The sequence below is a fragment of the Paracoccus sp. DMF-8 genome (genome assembly GCF_029309835.1).
In the GTDB taxonomy this organism is placed as follows: Bacteria; Pseudomonadota; Alphaproteobacteria; order Rhodobacterales; family Rhodobacteraceae; genus Paracoccus.
Genome location: NZ_JARJHL010000003.1, coordinates 225,067 through 251,935, shown reverse-complemented (window position 1 = coordinate 251,935; position 26,869 = coordinate 225,067). Strand labels below are relative to the sequence as shown.

The following is a 26,869-nucleotide window of genomic DNA, read 5'->3' as shown; positions in this document are numbered from 1 at the left end:
TGGCGCGGCCGTGACGCGAGGTTGCCAGCGCAGGAACCGCTTTGACTCTGCCACAAGGGGGCGCTATGGCAACCAATCGGCTATTTCGGGATGCGCGGGTGATGGTTTCGCGTGTTGGCAGGAACGGGCCGTCAACGCGGGCCCTGTGCCCCCTCCAGGCAGAATGACATGACCAACACCCAGATCGCCGCGCCGCTGGCCGCCGCATTGGCCGCCCGTGGCTATGAAAATTTGACCGCCGTTCAGCAGGCGGTCCTGAATACCGATGCGCTTGGGCGCGACCTGCTGGTGTCGGCGCAGACCGGCTCGGGCAAGACCGTGGCCTTTGGCATCGCCGCCGCGCCGGAATTGCTGGCTGATGGCGACACGCTGCCCGACGACACCCCGCCGCTGGCGCTGGCGATTGCGCCGACGCGCGAACTGGCGCTGCAGGTCGCGGCGGAACTGGGCTGGCTCTATGCCTCGACCGGGGCGCGGATCGCGACCTGCGTCGGCGGCATGGATTACCGCACCGAACGCCGGGCGCTGGCCCGTGGCGCGCATATCGTCGTGGGCACGCCCGGTCGTCTGCGCGACCATATCGAACGCGGTGCGCTGGACCTGTCGGCGCTGCGCGTCGCGGTGCTGGACGAAGCCGATGAGATGCTGGATCTGGGTTTCCGCGAGGATCTGGAGGCGATCCTGCAGGCCGCCCCCGAATCGCGCCGCACGCTGATGTTTTCGGCGACCGTGCCGGGTGCGATCGAAAAACTGGCCCGCGATTTCCAGCGCGACAGCCTGCGCATCGCCGCCATGGGCGAGGCGCGCCAGCATGGCGATATCGCCTATCGCGCCCTGTCGATTGCGGTGCGCGATCGTGAAAATGCGATCTTCAACCTGCTGCGCTATTACGAGGCGCGCACGGCCATCGTGTTTTGCAAGACGCGCGCCAATGTCAGCCATCTGCTGGCCCGGATGGGCAATCGCGGGTTCCGCGTCGTGGCCCTGTCCGGGGAATTGTCGCAGCAGGAACGCACCCATGCGCTGCAGGCGTTGCGCGACGGGCGCGCGCGGGTCTGTATCGCGACCGATGTCGCCGCGCGCGGCATCGACCTGCCGGGGCTGGAACTGGTGATCCATGCCGATCTGCCGACCAATTACGAAACGCTGCTGCACCGTTCGGGCCGCACGGGCCGCGCCGGGGCCAAGGGCGTTTCGGCGCTGATCGTCACACCTGCCGACTACAAAAAGGCGCAGCGCCTGCTGCAAGGCGCCAAGGTCGTTGCCGAATGGGGCAAGGCCCCTTCGGCGGAAGAGGTCAGCGCCCGCGACGACGTGCGGATGCTGGACCATCCCGCGCTGACCACGGCGCTGGACGACATGACCATCGCGCAGGACCTGCTGGCGCGCGTCGGTCCCGAACAGGTCGCCGCCGCATTCGTGCAACTGTGGCGCGAAGGCCGCCCGCCCCCCGAGGAACTGACCGACAGCGCCCCCATGTCCGAGGCCGCCCCGCGCGCGCCCCGCGAATTCGGCAGATCGGTCTGGTTCACCCTGTCGGTCGGCCATACCGGCCGGGCAGAGGCGCGCTGGCTGCTGCCCAAGATCTGCGAGGCGGGCCAGATCACCCGCGATTCCATTGGCGCGATCCGCATCCGCGAGGATGAAACCTTTGTCCAGATCGCTGTCGCCGAAGCGCATCGCTTTGGCGATCTGGTTGAAATCGAGCCGGAATTGCTGATGCGCCGCCTGAATGGCGTGCCCTCGCTGGATCGTCCCTCGGGACCGCGCCCCTCGGCGCCGCGTGGCCCGAAACCGGGCGGGAAACCTTACGCGAAATCCCCGGCCCGCGCGTCCGAGGATGGGGCGGAACTGGGCTTTGCCAAGCGCGAATTCCCGAAAAGGGATGGCGCAAGGAAAGACGTCCCAAAGAAAGACGGGGCGAAATCGCCGCGCAAATACGCCGGGAAATCCGCCGAAACGCCGCAGCAGGAATTCGGCGAGACATTCGGCGCAAGATTTGGCGACAAGCCGTTCCCCAAGCCGCGCAAATCCGCAGTCGCGGCGGATGAGGCCCCGGCCAAAGGCTGGACGCCTGACGATAGCGATGCCCCGCGCAAGAAAGCGCGGTGGAGCGCCGAGGAAAAGGCCGCCAAGAGCCGCAAGGATGCGCCCGCGCGCGACGGAAAACCTTTTGTCGCCAAGGGCAAGCCGCGCGCGGGCGCCAAACCTGCCGGGACGAAACCTGCGGGGGGAAAGCCCGAATCGCGCGGCCCCGCCCCCCGTCGTGGCAGCGGCGGCAATGCCGCCCCGCGCCGTCCCAAGGCGCGCAGCTAAGCGATTTCAGGCACCCGGTCAGATCTCTGGCCGGGTGTTTTTCTGCCATCTGCGGATCCGGCCGTCAGACAGGCGGGATGGCGTCAGCCGGTCAACTGGTCCAGCGGGATCAGCGCGCCGGGATGGCGGATGACGCGGGCGGCCAGACCGGCACTCGCGCGCAGGGCGTGATCGACGGTCTGCCCCTGCAGCCGCGCCGCCAGATAGCCGCCGTTGAAGCTGTCGCCCGCACCGGTGCTGTCGATCGGCGTGACGGGCGCGGGGTCGTGGCGGAACAGATCCGCGCCGGAGGCGGCCAGAATCGGGCCGCCGGCATTCTTGACCACCACCTCGGTCGCGCCGTGGTCCAGATAGCGGTGCAGGGTATCTTCGGGGCTGGAGTCGCCGAAATGGGCCGATTCGTCGTCAAAGCTGGGCAGGATCAGATCGCTGAGCGCGGCAACGGCGGTCAGGGTCTGGCGCATCGTTTCGGGATCGGGCCATAGGCGCGGGCGGATGTTCGGATCAAAACCCAGCACGACATGCTTGGGCCGCGCGCGCAGCAGGTCCAGCAGGTTTTCGCGGCCCTGATCCGTCAGGATCGCCAGCGTGATGCCGGACAGATAGATCACCCGCGCCGGGGCCAGCGCCTGCGCCAGCCTGTCGCGGTCATCGGCCAGATGGCGCGCCGCCGACTGGCCGCGCCAATAGGTAAAGCTGCGTTCGCCATTCACCAGCGAGATCGCGTAAAGCCCACAACCGCGCTGCGGATCGCGCGATATCGCGGAGGTGTCGATGCCCGCACCGGCGATGAAATCGGCGATCCGGTCGGAAAAGGCATCGCTGCCAAGCCGGGTCAGGTAACCCACCGACCAAGCCGCAGGCAGCGCCGCGCGCAGATACCATGCGGTGTTCAGCGTGTCGCCCGCGACCCCCATCCGCCACTGGTCGTCGCCGCGCGGGCTGAGTTCCAGCATCGCCTCGCCCAGAGAAAGGACGGGGCCGGGTTGCAGCCCCGCGATCCGGCTCATGCCACGAAATCCAGCCGCGCGCCGCTGGCTGCGTCGAACAGATGCAGGTGTTTGCGTTCAGATCGCAGGGGCAGGCGGACAGGCAGGTCGCGGCTTTCTTCGGCCGGGATGCGCACGGTCAGTTCGCGCCCGTTCAGAAAACAGATCGCCAGCGTGTCGGAACCCAGTTCCTCCAGCACATCGACATCGACGATGAAATCGGCCTGATCCTCGGGGCAGGGCAGCAGATGTTCGGGGCGCAACCCGATGTCGATCGCGGCGCCTGCGGGGGCGATCAACTGGTTCAGCGCAATCGCCCCGCCGTCGAATTCGACCGCCGCACCGCGATCCGAGGATACAGCCCGCCCGGTCAGGATGTTCATCTGCGGCGAGCCGATGAATTCCGCGACAAAGCGGCAGTTCGGCCGTTCATACAGGTCCAGCGGCTTGCCGTGCTGGATGATTTCGCCCTTGCGCAGCACGACGACGCGGTCGGCCAGCGTCATCGCCTCGACCTGATCGTGCGTGACATAGATGGTCGTGGTGCGCAGCATCCGGTGCAATCGCTTGATCTGGGTGCGCATTTCGACGCGTAGCTTGGCATCGAGGTTCGACAGCGGTTCGTCGAACAGGAAAACCTTGGGCTTGCGGACGATGGCGCGACCCATGGCGACGCGCTGGCGCTGACCGCCCGACAACTGGCCGGGGCGACGGTCCAGCAGCTCGTCCAACTGCAGGATGCGCGCGGCCTCGGCCACTTTTTCGGCGATGACGGCGGGGGATTCGCCGCGCATCTTCAGCCCGAAACCGATATTCTGGGCAACGGTCATATGCGGGTAAAGCGCGTAATCCTGAAAGACCATGGCCACGTCGCGGCCCTTGGGTTCGATGTCGTTGACCACCCTGTCGCCGATGGTCAGGCGGCCGTCGCTGATTTCCTCCAGCCCCGCGATCATGCGCAGCATCGTCGATTTGCCGCAGCCCGACGGCCCGACAAAGGCCACGAATTCGCCATTCCCGATATCCAGGTCGACGCCGTGAATGGTCTGCACCGCGCCATAACGCTTGAAAATCCTGTCCAGGCTGATCTGCGCCATCGTCCCCCCTCCCGTGACTGCGCCGCTGTCTGAAACGGTGGCGCGCTGGTATTATCAATAATCTTGACATTATCAATAATACAGTGATTATCAATAATGCAAGCGCGAATGACAGCGCATGATGGAGTGGTGATGAGCCTGGCGGAAACCCTTGGTCCAAGACGGCAGCGCAGCCGCAGCGAAACGGCCGAACACGCCCTGCGGCGCGATATCGTGCTGGGCACGCTGGCGCCCGGCGCGGCCTTGCGCGAACTGGATCTGGCGCAGCGTTTCAGCTGTGCGCAGGGCACGATTCGCGAGGCGCTGATGCGTCTGTCCGAAGACGGTCTGGTCACGCGCCGCGCCCGCCGCGACACCCATGTTGCCGCCGCCAATCCTGATGATGCCCAGGAATTGCTGTGCATCCGTCGCGATATCGAATGCCGCGCCGCGATTCGCGTCATCGAATCGCGCGACGACAGCCTGCTGCCCGATCTGGAAACGCTGATGCAGTCGATGCGTCTGGCGGCGCTGCAGGGCGATGAATATACGCTGATGGAATATGACCGGGGCTTTCACCTGCGCCTGTTCGAAGCCGCCGCGACCCCGGTTGTCGAACCCGTGCTGTTTCGCTGCCTGCTGCACACGCAGCGCTTCAAGATCCTGAACAGCGAACCCGAAAGCCGCAATCTGCAGGACACCGCCGACCGCCACCTGTCGATTCTGGAATCGGTCGCGGCGCGCGATGCCGATGGGCTGACGCGGGCGCTGTCGCATCATATCGCCACTATCGTCGATTTCGGCCCCGAGGTTTTCGCGGCCGGTGAAAGTTCCGAACCATGAACGCCGCCGCGACACTGGCCCCCGAAATGCGCGCCGTTCTGGACCGGCTGGCGACCGAGGACGGCCCGCAGCCCGACCCGACCCTGCTGCCCCCCGCCGAAGGCCGTGCCGTGGCCGAGGCCGCGAACCGGCGTTGGAACCGGGGCGGCCCGGCGATGGCGCGCGAGTTGATCGTAGAAACCCCTGACGGGCGCCGCGCCTATGTCCATATCCCGCAGGATGACAGCCGTGCGCAGGCGATTCTCTATGTGCATGGCGGCGGTTTCAGCTTTTGTTCGGCCGCGACGCATGACGGGGCCGCGCGCTGGCTGGCGCAGGCGACGGGCGCGGCGGTGGTGACATTCGATTACCGTCTGGCCCCGGAACATCGCTATCCGGCGGGGCTGGACGACTGCCTGACCGTCTGGGCGGGGCGTGACGCCATTCTGCCGGGCCGCATCTGGTCGGTGTCGGGCGACAGCGCGGGTGCCAATCTGGCCGTCGCGATGATGCTGCGGTTGGACGGGCGCGACCTGCCGCAATCGGGGTTGCTGTTTTACGGCGTCTATGACGCCGATTTCGACAGCCCCAGCTATCGCGCCGTGGCCGATGGTCCCGGCCTGACGCGCGACAAGATGCGCCGTTACTGGGATTTCTATACGGGCGCGGATGCCGACCGGCTGGCCGATCCCTGCCTGACGCCCGCCCGCGCATCCGATGCGGCGCTGGCGGCCCTGCCGCCGCTGTATCTGAACGCCGCCGAAATCGACCCCTTGTGTTCCGACAGCGAACGCTTTGCCGCGCGCCTGCACGCATTGGGCCGCAAGGACCGTTTCGACCGGATCGCGGGGGTCGTCCACGGCTTCATGCAGATGAGCCTGTGGCTGCCGCAATCCGTCGATGCCTATCGCCGCGCAGGCGACGCCTTTCGCGTCATGACCTGAGCCACAGACCAAGACCCATTCGATCCAGGGAGGAGAGAACATGAAAAGAACGATCAGCGCCCTTGCGCTTCTTGCCGGGCTTGCGCCGGGGCTTGCCAGTGCCGACAGCACGGTGAAGTTCTGGTATCACTTCGACAATCCGGAAAACCCGATGGGCGATCTGGTCGCGAAATTCGAGGCCGAAAACCCCGGCATCAAGATCGACGCGATGAACGTGCCGTGGAACAGCTATTACGACAACCTCTATACCTCGATCGTGGGCGGCAATGCCCCTGATGCGGCCATGCTGAAAATGTTCGCGCTGCCCCGCCTGCTGGAGATGGAGGCGCTGGAGCCGCTGGACGACCGGATCGCCGCATGGCAGGGCAAGGATGACATCCTGCCGAACCTGTTCGACCTGACCCGTGCCGAGGATGGAAATCAATATTTCCTGCCGGTTCAATATGTTGCGCTGTATCTGTATTACCGCGCCGATATGTTTCAGGAACTGGGCCTGAACCCGCCCCAGACCTGCGATGAACTCCGCGATGCGGCGATCAAGCTGACCCGCGACACCAATGGCGATGGCAAGATCGACACCTATGGTTTCGGCTTCCGGGGCGGCAAGTCGGGCCATGAACATTGGGGCAGCTTTACCCTTGGCCGCACCGGCGTCGCGCTGGACGCCAGCCTGACCTCGGACGCGGGTGTCGCGGGCACGCAATTCGTCATCGACCTGTTCCAGACGGACAAGGTGTTCCCGCCTTCGGCCCCGAATGACGGGTTTCAGGAAATCATCGGCGCCTTCAAGACCGGCGTGACCGCGATGACCATCCACCATGTCGGTTCCTCGAACGATCTGGTCGAGGTGCTGGGCGACAAGGTTGCGGCGACCACCGTGCCGGAATGCGGCGGCGGGCGCTGGACGACCTTTGGCGATGAATCGACGGCGGTGCTGTCGAATGCGTCGGACAAGGAAGCGGCGTGGAAATGGATTTCCTTTCTGTCCACGGCGGAAAACAACGCGCTGTTCAACACCGCGACCGGGCAGTTGCCGGTAACGCAATCCGACACCGCCGCATGGCAGGGCCATGAGCCGCGCTTTGTCGAGGCGACGCAGGCATCGCTGCCATTCGCGCATCTGCTGCCCGCATCGTCGAACACGCCGGAATTCGTCAACACCGTCTGGCCCGCGAACATGCAGCGCGCCCTGCTGGGGCAGATCACCGCCCAACAGATGAACGAGGCGATTGCCAAGCTGTTCACCGACGACTGACCCCTGACGGGCCGGGCGCCACACCCCGGCCCATCCCCGCCTTGACCGAAATTTCCTGTCGGACGCGTCCGCGCAGGGCCAAGAGAGTTTTGCCCGATGACAACCACCTCCGTCCCCGAGCAAGAGGGTCCCACCTCAGGCAGACGCGCCGCGCTGTGGCGGCAGGTCATGCCATTGGCCCTGTTGTCGCCCGCCGTTCTGGTCACGCTGGCCATCGTCTTTTTCCCGATGATCCAGACCGCATGGATGAGCCTGCACAACTATGTTCTGTTCCGCCCCAAGAATTTCGACTGGGTCGGATTGCAGAACTATTTCAACATCTTTCAGGATGAGGTGTTCTGGATTTCCCTGCGCCACACGGTGCTGTGGATCGTCATCACCGTGCCCGCGCAGGCGCTGCTGGGGCTGGCGACCGCGCTGCTGCTGAACCAGTCCTTTCCGTGGCGGCCATTGGCGCGGGCGCTGATCATCATCCCCTGGGCGCTGCCCTCGGTCGTGATCGCGCTGATGTGGGCGTGGATCTACGACAGCAACTATGGGATCCTGAACGACCTGCTGTTGCGGATCGGGATTCTGGAAACCTCGATCCCGTGGCTGGCGAACCCTGATACCGCGCTTTACGCGATCATCCTGACGCTGACCTGGCAGGGCTTTCCCTTCTTTGCGGTGATGATTCTGGCCGGCCTGCAATCCATCCCGCAAAGCTATTACGAGGCCGCTTCGCTGGATGGTGCGACGCCGTGGCGGCAGTTCTGGCATATCACCCTGCCGGGGATTTCCGGGGTGCTGTTCACCGCGATCCTGCTGCGCACCATCTGGGTCGCGAATTCGATGGATGTGATCTTTGTCATGACCGGCGGTGGCCCCGGTTATTCGACCTATACCCTGCCGCTCTATTCCTTCCTTGAGGCGCGGACGAACCTGAATTTCGGCTATGGCTCGGCCTTGGCGATGACCTTCACGCTGATGCTGCTGGGCATCGTGATCCTGTATCTGAAACGCTCGGCAAAGGCGGTGCAATAATGGCCTTGGGACGCAAATCGACCCTGAACCGGGTGCTGACCGTCGATCTGCCGATGCTGGCGATTCTGGCCTTCACGCTCGGGCCCTATCTGTGGATGCTGCTGACCTCTCTGACCGCGGAATCAGAGCTGTTCACCCGCGGCCCGTCGATCTTTGATCTGGTGTGGAGCAATTACGAACGCCTGTTCGCCAATGTCGGCTTTGCCCGCAACATGCTGGACAGCTTCATCATCGCGGCGGGCACGGTGGTCGTCGGCCTGACCCTGTCGGTGACCGCCGCCTACAGCTTTTCGCGGTTCGAGTTCCGTTTCAAAAAGGTGCTGTTGCTGCAATTCCTGCTGATCAACATGTTCCCGCTGGTCTTGCTGATCCTGCCCTTGTTCGTGCTGATGCGGCAGTTGGGCCTGCTGGACACGCATTTTGCGCTGATCGTCGCGAATTCGACCATCGCAATCCCGTTTTCGGTCTGGATGATGACCAGCTATATCAACGGCATCCCGAAATCGCTGGACGAGGCGGCGATGACGGACGGCTGTTCGCGCCTGCAGGCGATGCGCAAGGTGATCCTGCCGCTGTGTGCGCCGGGGATCATTGCGACGGGCATCTATATCTTCATCACCGCATGGAACGAATATCTGTATGCGCTGACCTTGGGCGGGCAGAACGTGCGCCCGATCACCGTCGCCGTGCAGACCATGATCGGCGAATATCAGGTGCAATGGGGGCTGCTGACCGCCGGCGGCATCGTCGGCGCGCTGCCTGCAACCATCCTGTTCCTGATCGTGCAGCGCCGCCTTGTCGGCGGGCTGACCCAAGGCGCCGTCAAGGGCTGACCCAATTTCCGCTGCCGCCCACCCGGACGGCAGCCCCAATCCCCGAGGGAAGAACGTGAAAAATCCTGTTGGCATCATTTCGATGCAATATATCCGGCCCTTCACAAATGCCGCGCTGCCCTGTTTGAAGAAAACCAAGCAGTTGGGTTTCGATTTCATCGAGCTTCTGGTCCCCGAACCCGAGGATGATCTGGACCCGGCAGAGGTCCGTCGCATCTGCGAAGGCGAAGGTCTGGAGGTGGTTCTGGCCGCGCGGGTGAACCTGCAACGCTCGATCGCCAGCGAGGATGTGGCGAACCGTCGGGGCGGTCTTGACTATCTGAAATTCTGCGTCGAGGCGGCGGATAAAGTCGGCGCGAAAATCATCGGCGGGCCGCTCTATGGCGAACCTTTGGTTTTCGCGGGCCGCCCGCCCTACCCATGGACCGCCGATCAGATCGCGACGCGGGCGAAACGCACCATCGACGGGCTGGCCGAGGTCGCGCCTCTGGCCGCATCCGCCGGGCAGGTGTTCGGGCTGGAGCCGCTGAACCGGTTCGAAACCGATATCGTCAACACCACCAGCCAGGCGAATGAAATCGTCGATGCGGTGAATTCGCCCGGTCTGGGCGTCATGCTGGACACCTTCCATATGAATATGGAGGAACGCTCGATCCCCGACGCCATCCGTGCGGCGGGCGACCGGCTGGTGCATTTTCAGGCCAATGAAAACCATCGCGGTTTCCCCGGCACCGGCAATATGGACTGGACCGCGATCATGCGCGCGCTGGCCGATGTCGGCTATGCCGGGCCGGTCTCGCTGGAACCGTTCCGGCGCGAAGACGACCGCATCGCCCTGCCCATCGCGCATTGGCGCGCCCCCCACGAAGACGAAGACGACAAGCTGCGCGCGGGTCTGGCCCTGATCCGCTCGGCTCTTACCTTTGCAGAGGTCAACCACTGATGACGATCAAGATCGGCTGGATCGGCTGCGGCCGCCACGCAACCTGGATGCTGATGCCGCAACTGGCGCGCAGCGGCTTTGACATCGCGGCGGTCTGCGACCGTGACGAGGCGGCGGCACAGAATGCCGCGCGCCAGTTCGGCGCCAAGGCCGTCTATTCGGATTACGACGAGATGATCGCCAATGCCGATATCGACGCGGTCGGCATGGCGGTCGGCCCGGAAATCCATTTCCGCGCCACCCTGTCGTCGCTGCGTCGCGGTCTGCCCGTCTTCATGGAAAAGCCCTCGGCCGCGACCGCCGCACAGGCCAAGGAGCTGATGCTGGCATCCGAAGCCGCCAAGGTGCCGGTCACCGTCGGTTTCATGAAACGCTATTCGACCGGCAACAAGATCGCGAAAAATATCCTTGATGGCGGCGATTTCGGGCAGGTTCTGGGCATTCACGGCAGCTATATGACCGCGCCGACCTATTTCGCGGGCGAAGTCGATTATACCGGTTTCTACCTGCACCACTGCGTCCATTACATGGACCTGATCACATGGTTCGCGGGTTCGGAATTCGCCGATCTGCGGCTACGCAAGAATGTTCCCGATGCGGGCAAGATGCTGCTGCACATGAATTTCGAATGCGAAAACGGCGTGATCGGCAATATCATCATGGGCACCGTGCAGTCGCGCGGCACGCCGATGGAATATGTCCAGATCATGGGAGACCATAACCGGGTCGAGGTTGAAAACATCATCAACGTCGCATGGCACCGCAATCCGCCCTTCAAGGCCGATGACGCCCGCGCGGTGCTGGACCCGGCCTGTGACAGCCTTATTTGGACGCCGAACTTCACCGCCGCCGCGAACGAGGATCACAAGGGCTATCACGCCCTGCTGCTGGATGTCGCGGCGACCATGCGCGGCGACAGCGATGCGGCGCCGCAGATCCGCGACGGCTGGCTGGCGATGCAGCGGCTGGAGCGGATGATCGCGCTGATCGAAGCCTGATGCCCACCGCCTCGCCCGCAGACCGGGCGGGGCAACCCCAAGGATTCAGCCATGCAGACCCCCATCATCCAGTTCGGCACCAGCCGCTTTCTGCAAGCCCATGCCCTTGCCTATTTCCAGACCGGCACGCCTGTAGGCGCGGCGCCTGCGGTGACGGTGGTGCAATCGACATCCGATCCCGCGCGGCGCGGCAGGCTGGATGCGTTGTCCGCGCCCGGCGGCTATCCGGTGCGCGTGCGCGGCATCGAAAACGGCCAGCCCGTCGACCGTCAGGAATGGGTGCAGGTCGTCAGGCGCGGCCTTGGCTATGATGGCGATTACGCGGAATTGCAGCGAATTTTCGTGCATGAGGCGCGGTGGATCGTGTCGAACACCGCAGATCGCGGCTTTGATCCGCAGCCTGCCGATGACCTGCCCCATCCCGACCCGGCGCAAAGCTATCCGGCCAAGCTGTTTCACCTGATGCGCGCGCGCCATGTCGCGGGTGGCGGTCCGCTGGTCGTCTTGCCCACGGAACTCGTGCCCGGCAATGGCGACAAGCTGCGCGCCCGTGTGCGTCAGATCGCCGTGGCGCAGGGCGAGGATCCGGCGTTTCTGGACGCCCATATCTGGGCGAATTCGCTGGTTGATCGCATCGTCTCCGAAGAAATCCGCCCGGCGGGTGCCGTGGCCGAACCCTATGGGCTGTGGGCCATCGCCGCGCAGCCGGGGCTGGAACTGCCGGTCACCCATCCGGCCATCCAGATCGTCCCCGATCTGGAGCCGGTGCAGCGGCTGAAGCTGCATATCCTGAACCTTGGCCATAGCACGCTGATCGACCTGTGGCAGCGCGCGGGCGCACAGGAAACCTATGTGCGTCAGGCGATGTCCGGCCCGCTGCGCGCGGCGCTGCTGGATATCATGGAAACCGAGGTCCTGCCCGGTTTCGCGCGGCGCGGCATGGGCGATCAGGCCCGCGACTATCTGACGGTGACGCTGGAACGGTTCGACAACCCGTTTCTGGACCACCGGCTGTCGGATATCGCGCAAAACCACGCCTCTAAGGTCGATCACCGCATCACCGCCTTTCTGTATTGGGCCGGGTTGTCGCCCGATCAGGCCCCGAAACTTCACGCCATCAGCCAAAGCGCCAAGGATCCCGCGCCATGAGCCAGCCCCCTTCCGCCCTGCTTCTGGGCGACACCGACAGCGTCGGCATCGCGCTGACCCTGCTGAATGCAGGCGACACGCAGCTTGGCGTGACGCTGGCGGACGATATCCCCGCCGGGCATAAATTCGCGCTGCGCGACCACGCCCCCGGCGATGCCATCGTCAAATACGGGCAGGTGATGGGGCAGGCGACCGCGCCCATCCGCGCGGGCGAACATGTCCATACCCAGAACGCCGGGATGAGCCCGCATGGCCTTGGCCCCGCGCAAAGCCGTGGCCAACTGCCGCCCCCGCCGGATCGCCGCAATTTTCAGGGCATTTTGCGCAAGGATGGCCGGGTCGGGACGCGGAATTTCATCGGGGTCATCGCCTCGGTCAACTGTTCCTCGACCGTGTGCAACGCGATTGCGCGGGCGGCGAATGACCGGCTGCTGCCGCGTTTTCCGAATGTCGACGGCTTCGTGCCCATCGTCCATGATCAGGGCTGCGGCATCGCCACCGGCGGCGAGGGGTTCGAGCTGCTGGTCCGCGTCCTGAAGGGCTACCGCGATCACGTCAATTTCGGCGGTGTCATGCTGGTCGGTCTGGGCTGCGAGGTGAACCAGCTCACCCTGTATCAGCGCGACGACTGGACCCGCGAACGCCATGCCAGTTTCAACATTCAGGATGTCGGCGGTTCGGCGGCGGCCGTTGCCCGTGCGCTGGAGATTCTGGAAGGTATCGCCGAAGCCGCCAATCGCGACACCCGCCAGACCGTTCCGGTTTCGGGCCTGACGCTCGGGATGCAATGCGGCGGGTCGGACGGGTTTTCGGGGATCACGGCGAACCCGGCGCTTGGGGTTGCCTCGGACCTGCTGGTGGCGGGTGGGGGGACCTCGATCCTGTCGGAAACGCCGGAAATCTATGGCGCCGAACATCTGCTGATCGCGCGGGCCAGCGATGCCGACGGCGACAAGCTGCGGGCGATGATCGGCTGGTGGGAACGCTATACCAGCCAGAACGGCGCCAGTCTGGACAACAACCCCAGCCCCGGCAACAAGCGCGGCGGCATCACCACCATTCTGGAAAAATCGCTTGGCGCCGTGGCCAAGGGCGGGTTGGCGCCGGTCGCGGGGGTTTATGGCTATGGCGAGCCGATCCGCACACCCGGTTTCGTCTATATGGACAGCCCCGGCTATGATCCGGTCGCGGCGACGGGGCAGGTGGCCTCGGGCGCGAACCTGATCGCCTTCACCACGGGGCGGGGGTCGTGCTTTGGCGCCCATCCCGCGCCTTCGCTGAAACTCGCGTCGAATTCGGCGCTGTGGCACGCGATGCAGGCGGATATGGATATCGACTGCGGCAAGGTGGTCGAGGGTACGATATCGCTGCCTGAAATGGGGCAGGAAATCTATCACAAGCTGCTGGATACGGCGTCGGGCGCACGCACCAAATCCGAGGAATTCGGCTATGGCGATGCCGAATTCGTGCCATGGCGGATCGGCGCTGTGCTGTAGCTGACGCGGCGGCGCGGGCCTTGTGCGGCGCCCGGCCCTTGAATCCACGGTAAAAACCCTTGCATGATCGCGCAAACCGCAATCGGGCAGGGTGATCGGATCGGGATGGACAAGGCGACAGGACCATCAGTCACGCAGGCGCGCGCCAATCCGCTGCGGCGGCTGGCGGCAGGGATCACCGGCACGGCGATCCGCACATTCGCGCGGCTGATCACGGCCGTTCAGGCCGAATGGCGCGGGATCGAACCCTATGGCGGCCAGCGCATCTATTTCGCCAATCACAACAGCAACGGCGATTTCATCCTGATATGGTCGGTCCTGTCCGACCAGCAGCGCCGCCGCACGCGCCCTGTCGCTGCGGCCGATTACTGGGGCGGTCGGGGGATCAAGGGCTTTGTCGGGCGCGATGTCTTCAACGCCGTGCTGATCCAGCGCGACCGCGAAAACCGCGACACCGACCCGATTGCCCAGATGGCCGGGGCGCTGGATCAGGGCCAGTCGCTGATCCTGTTCCCCGAAGGCACGCGCAACCTGACCGACGACATCCTGCTGCCCTTCAAGACGGGCCTGTATCATCTGGCCACGCAGCGCCCCGATATCGATATGGTCCCGGTCTGGATCGAGAACCTGAACCGCGTCATGCCCAAGGGTGAAATCATTCCCGTGCCGATCATGTGCAAGACGATCTTTGGCGCACCGCTGCGGCTGGAACCCGGCGAAAGTCGGGACGATTTTCTGGCCCGTTCCCGCGACGCGCTGCTGGCGCTGCGCCCCAACCCTGCGGAGGCCGGATGATGGATCAGGCGAATGGCGATCTGTTGATGGTGATCCCGGCCGCCGGGGGGCTTTTGGTCGTGGCGACGGCCATCGGCTCGATGCTGGCATGGCGCTATTCGCCGGACGGGCAGAATGCGACGATCGAAAACCTGAACGACCGCATCCGGTCGTGGTGGGCGATGGTGCTGCTGCTGGCGCTGGCTTTGCTGGGCGGCAAGACCGGGGTGGTGCTACTGTTCGGGATCTGTTCATTCGCCGCGCTGCGCGAATTCCTGACCCTGACCAATGCCGTGCGCGCCGATCACTGGTCGCTGGTCGCGGCCTTTTTCGTCGTCCTGCCGGTGCAATATTACCTGATCTGGATCGAATGGTATGGGCTGTTTGCCATCTTCATCCCGGTCTATGTCTTTTTGCTGCTGCCGATGGTGTCGGCGCTGCGCGGCGAAACCCGCAACTACCTTGTCCGCGTGGCCGAGGTGCAATGGGCGCTGATGATCTGCGTCTTTTGCGCGTCCCACGTCCCCGCCCTGCTGACGCTGAAGATCGACGGGTTCGAGGGGCGCAATGTCTTGCTGATCGCCTTTCTGGTCGTCGTCGTGCAACTGTCGGACGTGCTGCAATATGTCTGGGGCAAGCTGATCGGCAAACGCAAGATCGCGCCGAACCTGTCGCCTTCGAAAACCGTCGAGGGGTTCGTTGGCGGCAGCCTGTCGGCCACGGCGATCGGCGCGGCGCTGTGGTGGATGACGCCGTTTTCGATCCCTCAGGCGGCGCTGATGGCATTCATCATCACGATCATGGGCTTTTTCGGCGGGCTGGTCATGTCCGCGATCAAGCGTGACCGCGGCGTCAAGGACTGGGGCCATGCCATCGCGGGCCATGGCGGTTTCATCGACCGGCTGGATTCGGTGGTCTATTCAGCGCCGATCTTTTTCCACATCACCCGCTATTTCTGGGGATGAGCGCGACCCGCCCCCTGCGCAGTTCCGCGCTGCATATGGCGGTGGCCTTTCTGGGCATGGGCGGATGGGCGGTCTTTGCCAACCGCGCCCATGCCCTGCCTGCGCCGCTGGTCGCCGGGCTGGTGCAGGGCGCGCTGTCGGCGCTGCTGACGCTGGTGATGAAGCGCATGATGGAAACCCTCTCGACCCGCCTGCCGGGTCGGGCGGGGCTGGTCCTGCCGCCCCTGCTGGCGGTTCTGTTGTCGCTGGTCGTGCTGATCACGCTGCACCGCATCGCCGGCACGCCCGAAATCGTCGCGACCATCGCCCTGCCGCTGACCGTCACCGCGATCTATGCCACCAGCTACAGCCTTGCCCTGTGGAGAAGCCGATGAACCCGACCGAAAACCGCCGCCCCCTTGCCAGCCGCCAGACCGGATGGGCGGCTTGGGCGACGCGCAGGCTGGCCGCGACGCAGGTCACGCCGAATCAGATTTCCATGATCGGTATGGCGGCGGCGCTGGTCGCGGGGCTGGCCTTCTGGGCGGCGGGTGGCGCCACCGGGGCGGGGCGGGTGATTTTGCTGCTGCTGGCCACGCTGTTCGTGCAGGCGCGGCTGCTGTGCAACCTGTTCGACGGCATGGTCGCGGTCGAGGCCGGGCGCGGTGCGCCGGATGGCCCGTTCTGGAACGAATTCCCCGACCGCGTGTCGGACGGGCTGATCCTGATCGGCGTGGCATTGGGCGTGGGCGAACCCGCGCTTGGCTGGGCGGCGGTCGGCTTTGCCTTTCTGACCGCCTATACGCGCGAATTGGGGGTGAATTGCGGGGTGGGAGCGGATTTTTCCGGGCCGATGGCCAAGCAGCACCGCATGGCGCTGGTCACCGGGGCGGCGGTCCTGTCGGTGCTGGCGCCGCTCTGGGGCTGGCGTGGTGAAATCCTGACCGCCGCGCTGTGGGTCATCGCCATTGGCGCCGCCCTGACCGCGTTGCGCCGTGCGGCCAATCTGGTCAGCAAACTGAAAGGCTGAGCATCTAGCCGAACGAGGCGCTGCCCATGCTTTCGACGATCATGCCGCCGCTGATCAGTTTCGATCCGATGTGAGCCACCGGGCGGCCGTCCAGCAGCGCCCTTGTTTCGCCTTCGATGATGATGCAGCCGCAGGCGCATTTGTCGCCGACCCGCGCGATGGGGCGGCCGTCGATGGTGCTGCGCGCGCCCTCGACGATGACATTCGGGCCGTGCCAGGGGCAGGTGACCTTGTCGCCGACCCGCGCGACGGTTTTTCCACTGGGTGACAGCATGGCGGCGGTCCCTTTGGCTGAAATCTGCGCCACCATGCTATGCGCAGCCCATCCCCGCGACAAGCGCGTGCAGGATCATGCATGAAACGCCCGCCGAATGACGCGCGAGATGCGTGTTTCCCGGGAAAATGACGGGTCCGGGCGGGACGTCATCATGCGGGGAAAATGGCCCGTTGCACGAAAGAATTGCGTCGATGTTCTTGTTTGTCATGATCCAGCACGACCTGCGTCTTGCATTTGCCTTGGCGGCACCTTGGGCGGCGTGACGGGACAGCGCGTCATCAAGGGCGCCCGCCTTTGGCTGCCCAATGAGCGATTGACAGACCTGTTTTGCGGGCCTGGAATGGCCGATGGATCACCACCCGCCACAATGTCCAACACCTGCGCGGCATCCAGCTGAGAGGCTTCTGCCGGAGCCATTTCCAATGCCCTGCGACGCGTAACGCCCCGCGCTCATGATGTCTTCATCCACGTTACCCGGACATCTTGCCGCGCGGCGCTATCCCTCAGCGCACCCGTTCCCTGCTGCCTGACCAGTTCCCGCCGCCGCAGAGCTCCCGACAGATCGCTGTTGTTGATGGCGTTTTCCCGCTCTTGCAGTTGCTGCAGGAACTCTTGCCGCAGCGCCGGACGATACGCGTCACGACATCCGTGGCGCTTTCGACAACCTCATCGATCCCGCGCTTCAGCGCGCGGACCAGTTCGACCATCTTTCCGGCAATCTTGCGCAGAAAGGTGAAGATTTTCAGGATGGCCCGCCTCCTGCGGCTTGGCCGTGACCGAGGCCGTGAATCCCGCCAACCATGCGGCCAGCCCGCCTGCGACCGGGGCGAATTGCAGATCTGCGCCGTCCTTGTGGGTGACATCGCGGATCGGGGATGTCGCGCCGGAAAACCGTCATGATTGCAACCAATGGTGGCATGGAAACTGAACTTGCGGTAAGGTTGCAGCCGAAAAGCTGCCTGCCAGACACGGAGCATCTCTTTTGCTCATGCCTCCCACTTGCGTCGCATCGCGGGATAGGATGACCGACTTGACCGCCCGAGAAGCGGAGGCGGCCGGTTCCCTGACGGTCTTCGACATTCTCATGTCGCTCTCATGAATGGCATCAAGGACGAAACAGTTTTGTCTTCGGAACCGACCCTTCAGGAAGCCCGGGCAAGATATGAGGATCTGAAAACCAGAAGCTCCCGGCACGCCGATGAATTCGCCTTATCTGTAGCCCCGCAGTTCGGCACGAGTCAATTCTTTTATCGCCGATTGCTGTCAGACAATACCGATCCCGATATACGAAAGCGTGCGGCCATCTCATTGCTTCAGATGTCCGAAGATGGGGCAGAGGTGGATGTCAGACTACAGGTGAAGGCTGTCGAGGCGCTTGCAGAACTGTCCGATGAATCGCCAGATATTGCGCTGCCGCCCTGCGTCAATGATATACGAGATAGATATGCGGCCCTAAAGAAGTTCCACAAGGCAAAGCTGGACCGGCGATGGAACGATGCATATGGAATATTGGCCCGGTATGTTGAAGATCATCCGGACGATGAAAAGCGGCGTCTCGAACTCGGCCTGCTTGCCTACCGCAGCGGCGTATGGGGAGAGCGTGCTTCGGCGATCCATGCATTGTCGGACTATCCCCATAACGAACGGGCAAGAGAAGCCTTGAAGGCCGTAGAAACGTTTTTTCAGGCACGCGCGGATTCACCGGGTTTTCCAATGGATGTGGATCGCCTTACAGGCGTGAATAGCCCCGGATCCGTGTTCCAGCATGTTTTGAGCTCCTTTCCTGCGCCGTCCCTTGAGAACCGGGAAGGCGCCGTCATGATCGCGCCTTCATTGGCAGGCGGCGGCGCCGAAAGGATCGCCGCCACGATCTTTCGTGGCGTGAAGGCCAAGGGAAAGCGGATTGAAATGGCAATCTATGAGGTTGAGGGGAAATCTGGCCGGGATCCCCTGTTCTATCTGCCGATGACCGGTCTTGATCGGAAAGATATCCAGATCCTGGATCTGTCGGCATCCCTGCGCGAACCTTTCACATGGCTGCCGCCAAATCTTTCAAGAAAGGCGCAAGCCATTCACGATTTTCTGGTGGAGCGACGTCCCCACACGGTTTATCTGACCTTGGATATGCCGAACCTGGCCGGAGGCTTCGCGGCGGTGCTTGCAGGCGTTCCGAACATCATTTTGCACTGTCACAACCAGCGACCCTCCAGTGTTTATGCAGCATTGGGAATGGAAGGGTGGGCGGCGGCCTATCGCAGCTTGCTGGAGCGACCTGAGGTCCGCATGATTGCGGTCAGCGCCACCGTAGCCGAGGATTATGCAAGTTGGGCCGGCATTGATCCGGGAAAAATCGAAGTGATCCGGAACGGTCTCGATCTGAACCCACTCATGCGGCGGGACAGGAAATTCCTCGATGCCTTGAGGTCCGATCTTGGAATTCCCCAGTGCTTCGCCGATTGTCGGCACCGCCTTTCGCTTCGAAGATGTCAAGCGTCCGGATATTTGGATTAAAATGGCCCGGCGTGTATTCGAGACAAGGCAGGATGTTCATTTCGTTCTTTTTGGCGAGGGCGCACTTTTGGAGGTGACGCGCCAGATGTGTCGGGATCTGGAAATTGATGGGCAGGTGCATTTCCCGGGTCATGTAGACGATCTTTATCGTCGGCTGCCGCTTCTGGATGTGTTTGTTCTGTCGTCGAGGTCAGAGGGTCTTCCGAATGTCCTTCTCGAGGCACAGGCGGCCGGTGCCGTCCCGGTGGCCTTTGACGTAGGTGGTTGCGGCGAGGCGATGATCGACGGCGTCACCGGTTTTCTGGTTGGCGACCAGTCAGAGGACAGGCTGGCCGACGCCGTGCTGCGCGCTCTGGACGACGCTGAATGGCGCCATGCGGCCAAGGTCGAGGGTCGAAAATATGTGCGGGAACTGTTTTCCGTCGGTCGCATGGTCGGAGCCTTCAATGGATTGTTGCGCGACAAGCCAATAAGAACGCTGCATGCAGCGCGCGCCCCTGCCAGACGCGACACGACATAGGAAACGATTTTGGAACGTCTCAATCTTTCACTGCCCTACAGCCCGACAGAGTTTGCGATTCACAGCCTGCGATATCTCCCGCTGCGCGGTGCGGTGGCGGGCAAGCGTGTCCTTGACATTGCCTGCGGCGAAGGTCTGGGCACTGCGCTGATCAGTAACTGGGGGGCAGAGCGGGTGGTCGGGGTCGATATCGCGGCGGATGCAATTTCCGCGGCAAGGACCCGTTTGGCGGATCAGGGGAAGGCGCAGGTCGAGTTCATTTGCGCCGATGCAATCCGCTACCTTGAGGAGGTGGCCGAGGATTTTGACCTGATTATCAGCGCCGAAACCATCGAGCATCTGCATGATCCGTGCCGCTTTCTTGAATTGTGCAGATCGCGACTGGCTGCCGATGGCAGTCTGGTCGTCAGCTGTCCCAACGACCCCTATTATTACGGCGGCGGTCAGACCATGAACCGCTATCATCTGGCCAGCTATTCCTTTGCCGCGTTCAAGGAACTGGCGGAAACGGTGCTGGGTCCGGGGGCCTGGGCCTTCGGCGCGCCGCTGAACGGCTTTGGCCTGTTTCCGCAGGGCAGCGCGGCGGTGACTGCCGGGAATTACCGGGACGCGCTTGCGCGGCGGCGGCTGCTGAGCGGTGAAATGGCCCCGGTTCCGACCGGGACCAAGCTGGGCCTGATCCCGGAAAATGCGTTGTTTTATCTGGGGATCTGGGGGGACCTGCCGCTTCGCGGCGCATATGGCGTCGCAATCCCTTTTGGCTCGGACCATCGGCTGAACGACATGCGCAGCGTCTCGGATGACATTTCGCAAGGGGCGGTGCGCCGCATGGCGCTGGTGCATGACAGCGAGGTCACGACCGAAGAGATCGCGGCGCTGCGCCATCTTCTGCGCGGCAAGTACGACGTCAGTGCCGTGGCGTGGACCGGCAAGGCCGAGGCGCTGGCGGATGCGGTTCTGAATGGTCAGGTTTTCGACAATATCCACTTCGAGACCCCGCAGGCATTCGATGCGCTGGCTGATTGGGTGAGCGGCGCGGCGCTGACGCAGGAAGATTTCGACGCCGCCAGGGCGCGCTGGTCGGCGGCGACGCTGACGCTGCGGCCGGGGCTGCATGTGCCGTCCGATCACAATCTGGCTTTTGCCGATGGGGCTTTGGGCCGGGCCGGGGCGTTGCGCCATGTGCGCACAGCGGCGGGGAATATGGCTGTGCTTTGGGACCCGACGGCGTTCGACGCCGAGACCCCCGCCGCCGTTCCCCCCCCGCTGCATCGCGTTGGGGTGGTGATGCCGGATGATACCGACAGCGATACCGTCACGGCGCTGCTTGCCGCCGCGCGGGCAGAGGCTGGGGCAGAGGCGGGCTTGCCGGATCTGGCGCTTTGCCCGATCACGCCCGGTCTGACGCAGGCGCAGATCGCGGCTTTCCTTGCCGAAACGGATGCGCTGCTATGTCTTGACGGTTCGGGCATGGCACGCCGCGTCGCCGCGCTGGCGATCCGTCGCGGGCTGGCGGTGATCCTGCCCGTTGCGCATCCATTGGTGCCGCTGCTGGGGGATATTCAGAAGCCCTTGATCATGGCGCGACCGGATGCGGCTGCGCTGGGTCAGGCGCTGCGGGCGCTGTATCACGAGCCCGAGGCGCGGGCCCGCATCCGGACGGCCAATCTGGCCTTGGCCGAACATATGGCAACACCGGCGCGGGGCGTGGCATGGACCTGGGCGCTGGCGCTGGCGCAACTGGCTTGCCATCGCCATGGCGCCCCCTTGCGGGCGGCGGCGCTGAAGGCGGCAGAGCAGGCCGCGCGGTCGGTCCGCCTTGCCGACCTGCGCGCCATCGAGGCTGAACGCGACGCGCTGCGGGCCGAATGCGAACGCCTGCGGCGCCAGGATCGTGATCGCGTGGAATAGCGCAAGGCCGGGCCACAGGACCCGCAGCCTTGCGCCAGTCTTTTCGACCCGGCGGAAGCGATCCGGGATGCGGCCGCGTCAGACCGTCAGTTCGGATTCGACGCCCAGTTCATTGGCGGTGTCCATGATTTCCTGCGGATTGCTGACCATCTTGGAAAGCGACCCTGCGCCGAATTTCTCGGTCCCGGCCTTGAACGGATAGGGCGGAATGCCGCTGCGCTGCAACATGTCGCCGACCACACCCGCCATGTCCGAGACGAGTTCCTCATAGGAATAGCGCGCCGTATCATAGCCTTCGGTAATGGTCGCGATATTGTCGCGGCCCTGCCGGATGATCGCGATCGCCGCCTTCAGCTTCGATGCGTCGATATTCGGACGGAAATTGACCGATTGTCCGCTGGGGATCGACCAGTTGCGCTGTTCCCCCATGGCGATGCCTTCGCGCACCCATTCTTCGGTCCGCAGCGACGAAAGCGCCGTTGCCAGATCGTCGCGGCGGTCAAGGACCAGATGGACCGGGGCCAGCGGACGCACGGTCTCGCGGAACGCTGCGGCATCGGCGACCGAGTTGGCCGCGACGTTGAGGAAGATGTCGGTTTCGGCCGTCAGGATGTTTTCCATCAACCATTCCTCTTGCGCCGGCCAGACATCGGCCAGCGTCCCGCCCGCGCCGATGACGCGGGTCTGCACGCCGGTAAGCGGTTCGTTCCAGACCTTCATGGCCTTGGAACGCTGCACGATGCCATTGACCATGTTGCTGCCGACGCGCCCCCAGGGCATGAGCAGAATTACAAGCTTGGCCATTTATTCCTCCGATGCCGTGTTGGTGGACGGCTTTTTGGTGGCAGCATCGGTCGCGGCCAGAAATTCATTCAATATCATCAGTCAGTTCCGGTTCAGTTCATATCGGCGAAAGCCTGCGGGCGGCGCCGGCGTCCAAAGCGGCCGGCGCCGGAACGGATCAGGCGGCAGTGGCCTTGGACCAGCCAAGAGCCTTCAGTTTCTGAAGGTAGAAATCGCCGATGATGGCCGTGGCATCGGCGTGATAGTGGTTCAGGTCCTCGCCATCCCGGTCCAGCAGATTGCGCTGAGCGTGGCTTTCCAAAAGTTCGGTCGGGTCGATCACCGGGACGTCAAGATCAGCGGCGATTTTGGTGACCGCCTCGATCAGCGAGGAACGGAACGGCAGGGTCTCGCCGTTCGTGCCGACCGCATTGATATGGGTGACGAAGCAAACCCGGTCCGCACCCAGCAGGTCGGTGATCTGCTTCATATAGTCCTTCAGCGGCCTGTTGGTGATATTGACCACCTCGGCATCGTGTTTCTTGTCCTTGAGCAGGTTGGCCTGAAGATACCATCCCGAAGCATCCTTGAACGCCTTGCGCGATGAAATCTCGACCAGATAGACGTCCGGCCGGAAATGCCGGGCCGCAAGACGAGGCGCATCGGCGTCGACGGTGGCGATCATCGGGAACAGCTTTTTCGGGATGCTGTCAATGTCGCCGGTCATGAACCGGGCCTGCTGCAAGGCCTCGGCGGCCGAATGAACATAGCCATAGTTGCGCGCCACGTTCAGCCGGGCAAGGTTGCGCTGTTGCAGGTCGCGGACCGGCTTGAAGACACGATAGGTCCCGATGGGGGCAATTCTGGTCAGCATGGAGCATTCCTGTTCGTTGAGGGGATTGAAAGAAAACCAACGCACCACCCTCAAAACCCGAGGGGCAAACAACAAGAACTCGGCGGGGCCGATTGGCCCGGTTTATCTCAGGCGCATTCCGCACCGGCCAACGATGCCCAAAGCATCCCCAGCCCGGTGCGGATATCGGTCCGGGCGTGAAAGCCCAGTTCGCGCGCGGCCAGCGACGGGTTGCCCAGTGACATGCGGATATCGCCCGAACGCGGCTCGGCGTGCTGGATCGGGGTTGTGCCGCGACCGGCCACGCTGTCGATCTCGGCGGCCAGGCCGGTCAGCGTCGTCCCGGCCCCGGTGCACAGGTTGAAGACGCTGGCGCCGCCCTGATCCCGGGCATGGGCGCGGGCGCGGACCAGCCCCTCGACGATATCGGCGACATAGATGAAGTCGCGGCTTTGCCGCCCGTCGCCGAACACGGTATGGGGGCTGTCCGCCAGGCGGTTGGCGCAGAATTTCGAGATCACCCCGGCATAGGGCGAGCGCGGGTCCTGGCGCGGGCCATAGACGTTGAAGAAGCGCAGCCCGACCGAAGGCAGCCGGTGAATTTCCGCCATGGCCCGGGCCTGATGTTCGCAGCCCAGCTTGTCGGCGCCATAGGGCGAGATCGGCGCGGGCGGGTCGGCTTCGGCGCAATCCGACCCCGACCTGTCGCCATAGACCGCCGCCGAGGAGGCATAGACCACTGGAATCCCGCCGGGCCGCGCGTCGGCCGCGGCGCGGAACAGCCCGATCGTCGCGCCCAGATTGACCCGATGGCCAAGATCCCAGTCCCTGATGCATTCCTGGACCGAAACCAGCGCGGCCAGATGACAGACGCTGTCGGCCCGCTGCACCAGATCGCCGACCAGCGCGGCATCGGTGATGTCGCCGACGACCAGCTCGGCCTGCGGCGGCAGGTTTTCGCGCTTGCCGCTGGACAGGTTGTCCAGCACCACGACCTGTTCACCGGCGGCCAGCAGCCGCTCGACAAGATGGCTGCCGATGAAGCCCGCGCCCCCGGTGACAAGCGTCCGATGTGTCATGTTCGATCCAATCATTTTGCTGCTGCCGGTCTTAGGCCAGCGCCTTCCGCGGCTGTTTCTGCCGTTTGCCCTTGCCCTTGCCCGCGTTCTTTGCGGACGCCGGTCGATGCGCGTCCTGCCCTGTGTAGACCAGATCGTGCAATTGCCCCATCATATGATCGACGGAAAAGGTGCGGCGCACGAATTTCAGCGCGCGCTTTCTCATCCGTTCCAGCCGGCGCGGCTTGTTCAGCAAGGTGATGACCTCGGCCGCCAGTGCCTCGGCGGTGTGTTCGCCAACCACGAGGCCCGAGCGCCCCGGCTCCATCGTTTCGCGGCAGCCGCCGACGTCAAAGGCCACCGGAATGACCCCTGCGGCCTGCGCCTCGATCAGCACGTTCGGGAAACCCTCCGAGCGCGAGGACAGCATCAGGATGTCGAAGACCCCGATCCGATGCGGCAGATCCGAGACACGCCCCGGGAAATGCACGCATTCCGCCAGCCCAAGCTCGGCGGCGCGCGCCTGGCAGGTTTCCAGCAGGATGCCATCGCCATAGATCAGGAAATGCGCATCCGGCCGCGCGTCCCGGATCAGCCGCGCGGATTCCAGCCAGAGCAGCGGCTGCTTGACATCGGTAAAGCGGATCGCGGCGCCGATGACGGGGCTGTCCGGGGGGATGCCCAGCTCGGCCTTGACCTGCGGCGCAAGATCGCGGGCCAGCCCCTCGTCGATGGGCGTGAAATCCACCCCGTTGTGGATCACCTCGGCCCGGCAATCACCGGCGGGGGTGCCGCACCAGTTCAGGTAATCGTCGACGGCGACGCGGGCCACGTTGACATAGCGCACATTGGGGCGGGCCAGCAGCGCCCGGAAGGCCCGGTCCCAGCCAAAGGACAGACGGTCGTCGCCATGCAGGTTGGGCGGGCTCATGTTGTGGCAATGCAGGATGATCTCGGGGACTCCGGCCATGACGGCGGCGATGCCTCCGGCGATGATCGCCTCGTCCAGCGTGATGTAGAGAACGCGTGGGCGCGTGCGGATCAGATCGTCGTATATGGCCTGCGCCCGCTGCGCGTAGAAAGGCGGCAGCCAGCAGAATGGTTCGCCGGGCCTCAGCACGGGTTCGACGATGTGTAGTTGATCTTCGTGAAGTCCCGTCAGCGGCAAATAAAACAGGGCGTTGCCGGCAGCACCGTCGGTCTTGGAAAAAAGCCATAATTGCAGGTCTTCGTCCGGTTCCATCGTCCGAAACTGCCGGAACATGGTGGCCACGATGCGTTCGGCCCCGCCGCCAGCCAAAGAGCCGGTCAGCAACACGACCCCTTTTCGTGCAGATGTGTCGCACGCAGGCGCACGATCCATCGCGTATTCGTAAACCGCGCCCGGCGTTTCCAGGCGTTCGTGGTGCAGTGCGATATCGTCAGCGGCGTCCGGCGAAAACCCCTGTGCAGCCTGGAACCGCTGGAACAGGTCCAGCAATTCCGCGCTCCGCTCGTTCCCTTCTATCGCGGCCAGCGCCAGGATTTCAGAGGCGTATTTTCCCCAACGCCCGGTTTGCATGGCGATGGAGGCGCGCAGCACAAGAGCGGAAACGTCGGACGGATACAGGCTCAGATGCGCCGAGATTTCTGCCATCGCGGTGTCGAGGTCGCGCTCTCGCCTGGCCAGTTGAGCGCGAAAGAAATGCCGTTGTGGCGCAGCTTCTATCAACCGGTCGCGTAAACCTATGGCCGCCGTGCGTTCGGATGGCGTTGCTTGTGGCGAAGCCAGTATGATGTCGACGGCGGCAAGCACCGGCTGCAGTTGGATTCCGGCCTTGTCCGAGGCCGTATCCAGCAGGAACCGCGCAACACGCAGTTCCTCGCCGATTGCCCTGGCAAGATCCAGCGCCTGTGCCGAAAAAAATGGTCGGTCCGGATAGGATGGAATCAGCCTGCACGCCAGATCGACGGCGCTTCTGGCATTGACCTGCTTGGCAGCCAGCCAATGCTCCCGGGCCTTGGAGAATGGCATGTTGTCCAGATCTATGGCTTCGTCAGGCATTATCTATCGATCAGGTGTGCAGACAGAATGTCAGGCGGAATACAACTTTTGAGAGATGGTGGCCAGACAGACTACCGTTCAGAGGGGGGAACTCGCTACACGCGTAGAGTGTATCCGTTGACCTGCGACTCTTTTATGTCGGTGGCATGGGCGCAGGATGCCGGCCCTGCCCCGAAGTCGGGGATGCTGTGGAACGCTTGTGATCGAACGATCCGGCGTTTCCAGCAAGTTCCGACAATCGCGGCGGGCGGGACCGCAGAAAGTATTATATACTTGATATTATCGGGAATTTTCAGGGGTGGGTTTCAGCCGCAGGCCCG

Annotated in this window: 25 protein-coding genes; 17 read left to right on the top strand and 8 right to left on the bottom strand. The window is 63.9% G+C overall.

Annotation, left to right across the window (positions count from 1 at the left end):
- The first annotated feature begins 168 nt into the window (after positions 1-168).
- On the top strand, positions 169-2,316 hold the full coding sequence (locus tag PE067_RS01835; protein ID WP_276187567.1) for a DEAD/DEAH box helicase: 2,148 nt from the start codon (positions 169-171) through the stop codon (positions 2,314-2,316).
- Positions 2,317-2,399: 83 nt separating this feature from the next.
- On the opposite strand, the gene PE067_RS01830 is transcribed toward PE067_RS01835, so the two are convergent.
- Both PE067_RS01830 and ugpC read right to left on the bottom strand, forming a co-directional pair.
- Entirely contained in the window at positions 2,400-3,326 is a 927-nt protein-coding gene (locus tag PE067_RS01830; RefSeq protein ID WP_276187566.1) for a sugar kinase, read from the bottom strand.
- The gene (ugpC, locus tag PE067_RS01825) at positions 3,323-4,402 is read right to left on the bottom strand and encodes a sn-glycerol-3-phosphate ABC transporter ATP-binding protein UgpC (RefSeq protein WP_276187565.1); all 1,080 of its coding nucleotides are present in this window, start codon (positions 4,400-4,402) and stop codon (positions 3,323-3,325) included. The genes PE067_RS01830 and ugpC overlap by 4 nt, the downstream gene beginning before the upstream one ends.
- Positions 4,403-4,534: 132 nt before the next feature.
- Between ugpC and PE067_RS01820 the strand changes: the two genes are divergently transcribed.
- From PE067_RS01820 to PE067_RS01760, 13 genes are all read left to right on the top strand, one after another.
- Positions 4,535-5,224 (top strand): GntR family transcriptional regulator, encoded by a 690-nt coding sequence (locus PE067_RS01820; RefSeq protein WP_276187564.1) that lies wholly within the window; start codon positions 4,535-4,537, stop codon positions 5,222-5,224.
- Positions 5,221-6,147 carry an alpha/beta hydrolase gene (locus tag PE067_RS01815; protein WP_276187563.1) on the top strand — a complete coding sequence of 309 codons (927 nt, stop codon included), beginning with the start codon at positions 5,221-5,223 and terminating at the stop codon, positions 6,145-6,147. Before PE067_RS01820 ends, PE067_RS01815 begins: the two co-directional genes overlap by 4 nt.
- Positions 6,148-6,187: 40 nt before the next feature.
- Positions 6,188-7,402, top strand: a complete 1,215-nt coding sequence (locus PE067_RS01810; protein WP_276187562.1) for a sugar ABC transporter substrate-binding protein — start codon at positions 6,188-6,190, stop codon at positions 7,400-7,402.
- Between the two features lie 96 nt (positions 7,403-7,498).
- A complete protein-coding gene (locus PE067_RS01805) occupies positions 7,499-8,425 on the top strand; it encodes a sugar ABC transporter permease (RefSeq protein WP_276187561.1) in 927 nt (308 codons plus the stop codon).
- Complete coding sequence (locus PE067_RS01800; protein ID WP_276187560.1) at positions 8,425-9,258, top strand: carbohydrate ABC transporter permease; 834 nt, start codon at positions 8,425-8,427, stop codon at positions 9,256-9,258. The genes PE067_RS01805 and PE067_RS01800 overlap by 1 nt, the downstream gene beginning before the upstream one ends.
- Positions 9,259-9,313: 55 nt before the next feature.
- Positions 9,314-10,201 carry a sugar phosphate isomerase/epimerase gene (locus PE067_RS01795; RefSeq protein ID WP_276187559.1) on the top strand — a complete coding sequence of 296 codons (888 nt, stop codon included), beginning with the start codon at positions 9,314-9,316 and terminating at the stop codon, positions 10,199-10,201.
- A complete protein-coding gene (locus tag PE067_RS01790) occupies positions 10,201-11,199 on the top strand; it encodes a Gfo/Idh/MocA family oxidoreductase (RefSeq protein ID WP_276187558.1) in 999 nt (332 codons plus the stop codon). The genes PE067_RS01795 and PE067_RS01790 overlap by 1 nt, the downstream gene beginning before the upstream one ends.
- Positions 11,200-11,250: 51 nt before the next feature.
- Positions 11,251-12,348 carry a mannitol dehydrogenase family protein gene (locus PE067_RS01785; protein ID WP_276187557.1) on the top strand — a complete coding sequence of 366 codons (1,098 nt, stop codon included), beginning with the start codon at positions 11,251-11,253 and terminating at the stop codon, positions 12,346-12,348.
- The gene (locus PE067_RS01780) at positions 12,345-13,844 is read left to right on the top strand and encodes an altronate dehydratase family protein (RefSeq protein ID WP_276187556.1); all 1,500 of its coding nucleotides are present in this window, start codon (positions 12,345-12,347) and stop codon (positions 13,842-13,844) included. Before PE067_RS01785 ends, PE067_RS01780 begins: the two co-directional genes overlap by 4 nt.
- A gap of 63 nt (positions 13,845-13,907) precedes the next feature.
- Entirely contained in the window at positions 13,908-14,639 is a 732-nt protein-coding gene (locus PE067_RS01775) for a lysophospholipid acyltransferase family protein (protein WP_276187555.1), read from the top strand.
- Positions 14,639-15,583, top strand: a complete 945-nt coding sequence (locus PE067_RS01770; RefSeq protein ID WP_276187554.1) for a phosphatidate cytidylyltransferase — start codon at positions 14,639-14,641, stop codon at positions 15,581-15,583. The genes PE067_RS01775 and PE067_RS01770 overlap by 1 nt, the downstream gene beginning before the upstream one ends.
- A complete protein-coding gene (locus PE067_RS01765) occupies positions 15,580-15,957 on the top strand; it encodes a hypothetical protein (RefSeq protein WP_276187553.1) in 378 nt (125 codons plus the stop codon). The genes PE067_RS01770 and PE067_RS01765 overlap by 4 nt, the downstream gene beginning before the upstream one ends.
- On the top strand, positions 15,954-16,592 hold the full coding sequence (locus PE067_RS01760; protein ID WP_276187552.1) for a CDP-alcohol phosphatidyltransferase family protein: 639 nt from the start codon (positions 15,954-15,956) through the stop codon (positions 16,590-16,592). The genes PE067_RS01765 and PE067_RS01760 overlap by 4 nt, the downstream gene beginning before the upstream one ends.
- A gap of 4 nt (positions 16,593-16,596) precedes the next feature.
- Here the strand turns inward: PE067_RS01760 and PE067_RS01755 are convergent, their stop codons facing one another.
- Positions 16,597-16,866: a PAAR domain-containing protein gene (locus tag PE067_RS01755; RefSeq protein ID WP_276187551.1), complete on the bottom strand. Its 270-nt coding sequence runs from the start codon at positions 16,864-16,866 to the stop codon at positions 16,597-16,599.
- Positions 16,867-17,372: 506 nt separating this feature from the next.
- The gene (locus tag PE067_RS01750; RefSeq protein ID WP_276187550.1) at positions 17,373-17,576 is read right to left on the bottom strand and encodes a hypothetical protein; all 204 of its coding nucleotides are present in this window, start codon (positions 17,574-17,576) and stop codon (positions 17,373-17,375) included.
- Positions 17,577-17,964: 388 nt separating this feature from the next.
- Between PE067_RS01750 and PE067_RS01745 the strand changes: the two genes are divergently transcribed.
- From PE067_RS01745 to PE067_RS01735, 3 genes are read left to right on the top strand one after another with little or no spacing between them, the layout of a single operon-like run.
- Positions 17,965-19,380 (top strand): glycosyltransferase family 4 protein, encoded by a 1,416-nt coding sequence (locus PE067_RS01745; protein WP_276187549.1) that lies wholly within the window; start codon positions 17,965-17,967, stop codon positions 19,378-19,380.
- Entirely contained in the window at positions 19,301-19,900 is a 600-nt protein-coding gene (locus PE067_RS01740) for a glycosyltransferase (protein WP_276187548.1), read from the top strand. Before PE067_RS01745 ends, PE067_RS01740 begins: the two co-directional genes overlap by 80 nt.
- Positions 19,901-19,909: 9 nt before the next feature.
- A complete protein-coding gene (locus PE067_RS01735; RefSeq protein ID WP_276187547.1) occupies positions 19,910-21,811 on the top strand; it encodes a methyltransferase domain-containing protein in 1,902 nt (633 codons plus the stop codon).
- 78 nt (positions 21,812-21,889) lie between these two features.
- On the opposite strand, the gene PE067_RS01730 is transcribed toward PE067_RS01735, so the two are convergent.
- The 4 genes from PE067_RS01730 to PE067_RS01715 all read right to left on the bottom strand — a co-directional run bounded on the left by PE067_RS01730 (position 21,890) and on the right by PE067_RS01715 (position 26,549).
- Positions 21,890-22,615, bottom strand: coding sequence for a hypothetical protein (locus PE067_RS01730; protein WP_276187546.1), 726 nt, complete (start codon positions 22,613-22,615; stop codon positions 21,890-21,892).
- A 157-nt stretch (positions 22,616-22,772) separates the two neighbouring features.
- On the bottom strand, positions 22,773-23,468 hold the full coding sequence (locus PE067_RS01725; RefSeq protein ID WP_276187545.1) for a hypothetical protein: 696 nt from the start codon (positions 23,466-23,468) through the stop codon (positions 22,773-22,775).
- 107 nt (positions 23,469-23,575) lie between these two features.
- Entirely contained in the window at positions 23,576-24,526 is a 951-nt protein-coding gene (locus tag PE067_RS01720) for an NAD-dependent epimerase/dehydratase family protein (RefSeq protein WP_276187544.1), read from the bottom strand.
- 31 nt (positions 24,527-24,557) lie between these two features.
- A complete protein-coding gene (locus PE067_RS01715) occupies positions 24,558-26,549 on the bottom strand; it encodes a glycosyltransferase (RefSeq protein WP_276187543.1) in 1,992 nt (663 codons plus the stop codon).
- Between the last annotated feature and the right edge of the window lie 320 nt (positions 26,550-26,869).

What these genes read in the sequence shown, in the direction of transcription:
- PE067_RS01715 (WP_276187543.1), bottom strand. Translation starts at nt 26,549, where the DNA reads ATGCCTGACGAAGCCATAGATCTGGACAACATGCCATTCTCCAAGGCC.
- PE067_RS01745 (WP_276187549.1), top strand. Translation starts at nt 17,965, where the DNA reads ATGAATGGCATCAAGGACGAAACAGTTTTGTCTTCGGAACCGACCCTT.
- PE067_RS01750 (WP_276187550.1), bottom strand. Translation starts at nt 17,576, where the DNA reads ATGGTCGAACTGGTCCGCGCGCTGAAGCGCGGGATCGATGAGGTTGTC.
- PE067_RS01775 (WP_276187555.1), top strand. Translation starts at nt 13,908, where the DNA reads ATGATCGCGCAAACCGCAATCGGGCAGGGTGATCGGATCGGGATGGAC.
- PE067_RS01820 (WP_276187564.1), top strand. Translation starts at nt 4,535, where the DNA reads ATGAGCCTGGCGGAAACCCTTGGTCCAAGACGGCAGCGCAGCCGCAGC.
- PE067_RS01810 (WP_276187562.1), top strand. Translation starts at nt 6,188, where the DNA reads ATGAAAAGAACGATCAGCGCCCTTGCGCTTCTTGCCGGGCTTGCGCCG.
- PE067_RS01815 (WP_276187563.1), top strand. Translation starts at nt 5,221, where the DNA reads ATGAACGCCGCCGCGACACTGGCCCCCGAAATGCGCGCCGTTCTGGAC.
- ugpC (WP_276187565.1), bottom strand. Translation starts at nt 4,402, where the DNA reads ATGGCGCAGATCAGCCTGGACAGGATTTTCAAGCGTTATGGCGCGGTG.
- PE067_RS01805 (WP_276187561.1), top strand. Translation starts at nt 7,499, where the DNA reads ATGACAACCACCTCCGTCCCCGAGCAAGAGGGTCCCACCTCAGGCAGA.
- PE067_RS01835 (WP_276187567.1), top strand. Translation starts at nt 169, where the DNA reads ATGACCAACACCCAGATCGCCGCGCCGCTGGCCGCCGCATTGGCCGCC.
- PE067_RS01755 (WP_276187551.1), bottom strand. Translation starts at nt 16,866, where the DNA reads ATGCTGTCACCCAGTGGAAAAACCGTCGCGCGGGTCGGCGACAAGGTC.
- PE067_RS01730 (WP_276187546.1), bottom strand. Translation starts at nt 22,615, where the DNA reads ATGGCCAAGCTTGTAATTCTGCTCATGCCCTGGGGGCGCGTCGGCAGC.
- PE067_RS01790 (WP_276187558.1), top strand. Translation starts at nt 10,201, where the DNA reads ATGACGATCAAGATCGGCTGGATCGGCTGCGGCCGCCACGCAACCTGG.
- PE067_RS01780 (WP_276187556.1), top strand. Translation starts at nt 12,345, where the DNA reads ATGAGCCAGCCCCCTTCCGCCCTGCTTCTGGGCGACACCGACAGCGTC.
- PE067_RS01725 (WP_276187545.1), bottom strand. Translation starts at nt 23,468, where the DNA reads ATGCTGACCAGAATTGCCCCCATCGGGACCTATCGTGTCTTCAAGCCG.
- PE067_RS01760 (WP_276187552.1), top strand. Translation starts at nt 15,954, where the DNA reads ATGAACCCGACCGAAAACCGCCGCCCCCTTGCCAGCCGCCAGACCGGA.
- PE067_RS01830 (WP_276187566.1), bottom strand. Translation starts at nt 3,326, where the DNA reads ATGAGCCGGATCGCGGGGCTGCAACCCGGCCCCGTCCTTTCTCTGGGC.
- PE067_RS01800 (WP_276187560.1), top strand. Translation starts at nt 8,425, where the DNA reads ATGGCCTTGGGACGCAAATCGACCCTGAACCGGGTGCTGACCGTCGAT.
- PE067_RS01765 (WP_276187553.1), top strand. Translation starts at nt 15,580, where the DNA reads ATGAGCGCGACCCGCCCCCTGCGCAGTTCCGCGCTGCATATGGCGGTG.
- PE067_RS01785 (WP_276187557.1), top strand. Translation starts at nt 11,251, where the DNA reads ATGCAGACCCCCATCATCCAGTTCGGCACCAGCCGCTTTCTGCAAGCC.
- PE067_RS01770 (WP_276187554.1), top strand. Translation starts at nt 14,639, where the DNA reads ATGGATCAGGCGAATGGCGATCTGTTGATGGTGATCCCGGCCGCCGGG.
- PE067_RS01720 (WP_276187544.1), bottom strand. Translation starts at nt 24,526, where the DNA reads ATGACACATCGGACGCTTGTCACCGGGGGCGCGGGCTTCATCGGCAGC.